Here is a 4,210-nt window from a genome sequence, read left to right as displayed (position 1 = left end):
GGACGGCGTGGGGCACGCCCACCTGAGCGGCGGCGCCGAGGGCGTCGGCCACGGCGGTGCGCAGGGTGCCGGCGGCGGTCAGCTCGGCCAGCACCAGGACAGGGGTGTTCGCAATGTCGGTCATGACTCCTCCTGGGGTCGGTCGAGCAGGATCAGACGAGGCGGCGCTCGGCGAGGAAGGCGACGACCTGCTCGGCGGCCGTGCCGTCGTCGACGATCTTCGGGCCGGCCTGACGCTCGGGGCGCGCGGCGGCCGAGACCATCACGGAGCGGCGGTCCGCCTCGAGCGGGCCGGCGGTCAGGCCCAGGTCCGCGAGGGTGAGGGTCTCGAGCGGCTTCTTCTTGGCCGCCATGATGTTCTTGAAGTTCGGGAAGCGCGGCTCGGCCGTCTTCTCCGTCAGCGCCACCACGGCGGGCACCGGCACGGCGGCCTGCAGGCGGGCGTCCTCGGTGACCACGGTGCCCGTGACCTCCTCGGCGGTGATGGCGATCCCCTCGGCGTGCGGCAGGATCGGCCGGTCCAGCAGCTCGGCCACCATGGCCGGGACCACGCCGGACCCGCCGTCCGTGGAGAGGTTGCCGGCCAGGACCACGTCGGCGCCGATCCGCTCCACCGCCGCGGCCAGCACGCGGGCCGTCTGCCAGGCGTCGGACCAGGCGAGGGCCTCGTCGGTCACGTGCACGGCGGCGTCCGCGCCCATGGCCAGCATCTTGCGCAGCGTCTTGGTGGCGTCCGGCGGACCCATGGTCACGGCCACGATCTCGGCGTCCCCGCCGGCGTCGCGGTGGGCCAGGGCCACCTCCATGACGCGCTCGTTGATCTCGTCCGGGACGGGCTCGGCGGCGCCGTCGCGCACCACCATGCCGGTGTCCATGTCCAGGGTGCGGTCCTGCCACGTGTCCGGGACCTGCTTGGCCAGAACGGCGATCTTCACGCGCGACTCCTCCTCGAATCGACGGCCGCGGCGCCGGGGGTGGTGGCGGCGCGGCCAGGCCGGTTCCCCCCAGGCTACCGGCGCGCCCGGCCCGCGCCCATGCCGGGGACCGGTCCCGTCCTGCGCCCTCGGCGGACACGGACCCCTGGACTAGCCTCGGTCCCATGCACGCGTCCGAGCCCGCCCCGCCCGCCCCGGCCCAGGCCGCCGCCTCGCTGCTCCTGCTGCGGGACGGCGAGACCGGCCTGGAGGTCTTCCACGTGCGCCGCGCCGCCACCATGGCCTTCAGCGCCCACGCCACCGCGTTCCCCGGGGGTCGGGTGGACCCCGCCGACGACGCCGCCCTCGCCCCCGCCGTCACCGGCGCCCCCGGCGCGGCGGACCTGGGCGCGTGGGCCCGCCGTCTCGGACTGGAGGAGCACCCGGTGGAGACCCAGGCCGAGGACGAGCCGGCCGTGGTGGCGGCGCGTCTCCTGGCCGCCGTCGTGCGCGAGACCTTCGAGGAGACCGGCGTGCTGCTGGCCCGCACAGCCGAGGGCGTGCCGGCCGACGCCGAGACGGCCGCCGCCCTGGCGCCGCGGCGGGAGGCCGTGGAGCGCCACGAGCAGGACTTCGTGGCGCTGCTGGCCGAGCACGGGCTGACCCCCGACGCCTCGGGGCTGCGGGCGTGGCAGCGCTGGATCACCCCGGTGAGCGTGCCCCGCCGGTACGACACGGCGTTCTTCCTGGTGGCCGTGCCCGAGGGCCAGGAGCCGGACCGGCTGACCACCGAGGCCACCGAGCACGGCTGGGCCGCGCCCGCGGCGCTGATCGAGGCGTTCCGCGCCGGGGAGGTCAACCTCATGACCCCCACGTGGGCGCAGCTGCGGGCCCTGCGGGACGTCGGCTCCGTGGCCGAGGCCCTCGCCGTCGGCTCCGCCCCCGAGCCGATCCCCGTGGTGCAGCTGGTCCCGGACCGCTCCCCGGAGGAGCGCCGGGACGAGTTCGCCCACGCGGACGAGTACCTGGCGGACCAGCGGTCCTTCCGGACGTGCGCCCGGGTGGCCGAGACCCCCGACAACATCCTCTGACCAGGGCCGACGCGTGCACGCGGGCGTGGCCACGGCCACGGCCGAGGCCGCCTGGCCGCGTCCGCCCGCTGCCCCTACGCTGGACCGGGGCGCGATCCGCCCGCCGCCGCGGCCGCCTGCCGTCCGGCACCGCCATACCGCGCCGCACCCGGGGCGCAGAAGGGAGCCACCCGTGGCACTGAGCATCCTGGACCTGTTCTCCATCGGCATCGGCCCGTCCTCGTCCCACACCGTGGGCCCCATGCGCGCCGCGCGCCGGTTCACCACCGCGCTCGAGCGCGACGGCCTGCTGGAGTCCACCGCACGCGTCAAGGGCGAGCTCTTCGGCTCCCTCTCCGCCACCGGCGTGGGCCACGGCTCGGACATGGCCGTGATCCTGGGCCTCTGCGGCCACGACCCGGAGACCATCGACCCCGAGGCCGCCGCGCCCCAGGTGGGCCGCTGCGTCGAGGAGCGCACCCTGCCCCTGGCGGGTACGCGGCAGATCGCGTTCGACCGCCCCAAGGACCTCGTCCTGCACATGCGCAAGAACCTCCCGGGCCACCCCAACGGCATGCGCCTGACCGCGTACGACGCCGCCGGGGAGGTCCTGCTCACCCGCGACTACTTCTCCGTGGGCGGCGGCTTCGTGGTCACCGGCGAGGAGCTGGAGGCCGAGCTGGACGAGACGAAGGACATCACCCGCCACGGGGAGCAGCCCGAGCCGTTCCCGTTCTCCACCGCCGTCGAGCTGCTCTCCCAGTGCCAGATCAACGGGAAGTCGGTCGCGGACGTCATGCGCGCGAACGAGGCCTCCCGCGGGGACCTCGCCGCGATCGAGGACAAGGTGTGGGAGATCTGGGAGGTCATGCAGCAGTGCGTGCAGAACGGCCTGCACCGCACCGAGCCGATCCTCCCGGGCGGTCTCAAGGTCAAGCGCCGCGCCCCGGGGCTCTACGCCCAGCTCCAGGAGAAGGGCACGGACGGCGCGGCGAAGGACCCGATGTGGGCCATGGAGTGGGTCAACCTCTTCGCCCTGGCCGTCAACGAGGAGAACGCCTCCTTCGGACGCATCGTCACAGCCCCCACCAACGGCGCCGCCGGCATCATCCCGGCGGTGCTGCACTACTACGACCGGTTCGTCCTGGGCCCGGACGCGGACCCCGCCGAGCGCCGCGCGAAGATCCTGGACTACCTCTTCACGGCCGCCGCCATCGGCATCCTGTACAAGCGCAACGCCTCCATCTCCGGCGCCGAGGTGGGCTGCCAGGGCGAGGTCGGCTCGGCCTGCTCCATGGCGGCGGGCGCCCTCTGCGCCGTCCTGGGCGGCACCCCGCTGCAGGTGGAGAACGCGGCCGAGATCGGCATCGAGCACAACCTCGGTCTGACCTGCGATCCGGTGGGCGGCCTCGTGCAGGTGCCGTGCATCGAGCGCAACGCGATCGCCTCGGTCAAGGCCATCAACGCCGCCCGCCTGGCGCTCGTGGGCGACGGCGAGCACCGCGTCACGCTGGACCAGGCCATCAAGACGATGCGCGACACCGGGGCGGACATGAAGTCCAAGTACAAGGAGACCTCGCGAGGCGGACTCGCCGTGAACGTCATCGAGTGCTGAGACGGGCCGCCGTCGGGGCCGCACCGGACGGCCCGCGACCGGCGGCCCGCCCTCGGATAGGCTGAGCGGGAACCCCACCCGCCGTCTCCGAGAGGAACACCCGTGGCCACACACCCCGTCGACGCGACCCTGGAGGCCGCGAAGATCGACCCGGAGGAGCGCACCGAACGCCTGAAGGGCGTCAAGCTGGACGGCGCCGGCTGGAAGTACGCGGTCACCCGTGCCTTCAAGGAGTTCCTCAACGACGGCGGCACGGACCTCGCCGCGAAGCTCACCTACTTCATGGTGCTCTCGCTGGCCCCGGCGATGCTGGCCGTCTTCTCCATCCTGACGCTCGTGCTGGCCTCGAACCGCTCGGCGGTGGACGACCTGGTCACCCAGCTCACCACCATGGTCCCGTCCGACTACCAGTCGGTGGTGCAGAGCGTGGTGGAGAACCTGATGCAGCAGTCCACGGGCGGTCTCATCGCCCTGGTGATCGGCATCCTGACCGCGGTGTGGTCCGCCTCCGCATACGTGAAGGCGTTCAACCGCGCGTCGAACCAGGTCTACAACTACGCCGAGGGCCGGGGGTTCATCCGCCTGCTGCTGAGCAACCTGGTGACCACCGT

At 73.7% G+C, this 4,210-nt stretch carries 4 protein-coding genes and 1 pseudogene; 3 read left to right on the top strand and 2 right to left on the bottom strand.

The genetic code is table 11. From position 1 onward, the window contains the following. Both Q4D18_RS06180 and Q4D18_RS06175 read right to left on the bottom strand, forming a co-directional pair. Nucleotides 1-124 (bottom strand): annotated as a pseudogene (locus Q4D18_RS06180) (electron transfer flavoprotein subunit alpha/FixB family protein); the annotation flags it as partial. A 28-nt stretch (nt 125-152) separates the two neighbouring features. After that, the gene (locus Q4D18_RS06175; protein WP_303126604.1) at nt 153-935 is read right to left on the bottom strand and encodes an electron transfer flavoprotein subunit beta/FixA family protein; all 783 of its coding nucleotides are present in this window, start codon (nt 933-935) and stop codon (nt 153-155) included. Between the two features lie 164 nt (nt 936-1,099). Here Q4D18_RS06175 and Q4D18_RS06170 point away from each other — a divergent pair, with 164 nt between their 5' ends. From Q4D18_RS06170 to Q4D18_RS06160, 3 genes are all read left to right on the top strand, one after another. Then, entirely contained in the window at nt 1,100-2,005 is a 906-nt protein-coding gene (locus tag Q4D18_RS06170; protein WP_303126602.1) for an NUDIX hydrolase, read from the top strand. A gap of 172 nt (nt 2,006-2,177) precedes the next feature. After that, a complete protein-coding gene (locus Q4D18_RS06165) occupies nt 2,178-3,599 on the top strand; it encodes an L-serine ammonia-lyase (RefSeq protein ID WP_303126601.1) in 1,422 nt (473 codons plus the stop codon). A 102-nt stretch (nt 3,600-3,701) separates the two neighbouring features. Continuing rightward, on the top strand, nt 3,702-4,210 hold a 509-nt coding region (locus Q4D18_RS06160), incomplete at its 3' end, for a YihY/virulence factor BrkB family protein (RefSeq protein ID WP_303126600.1).

The organism is Micrococcus sp., assembly GCF_030523875.1.
GTDB lineage: Bacteria > Actinomycetota > Actinomycetes > Actinomycetales > Micrococcaceae > Micrococcus.
The sequence above is the reverse complement of the archived record's forward strand: the minus strand, read 5'-3'. Positions and strand labels throughout refer to the sequence as shown.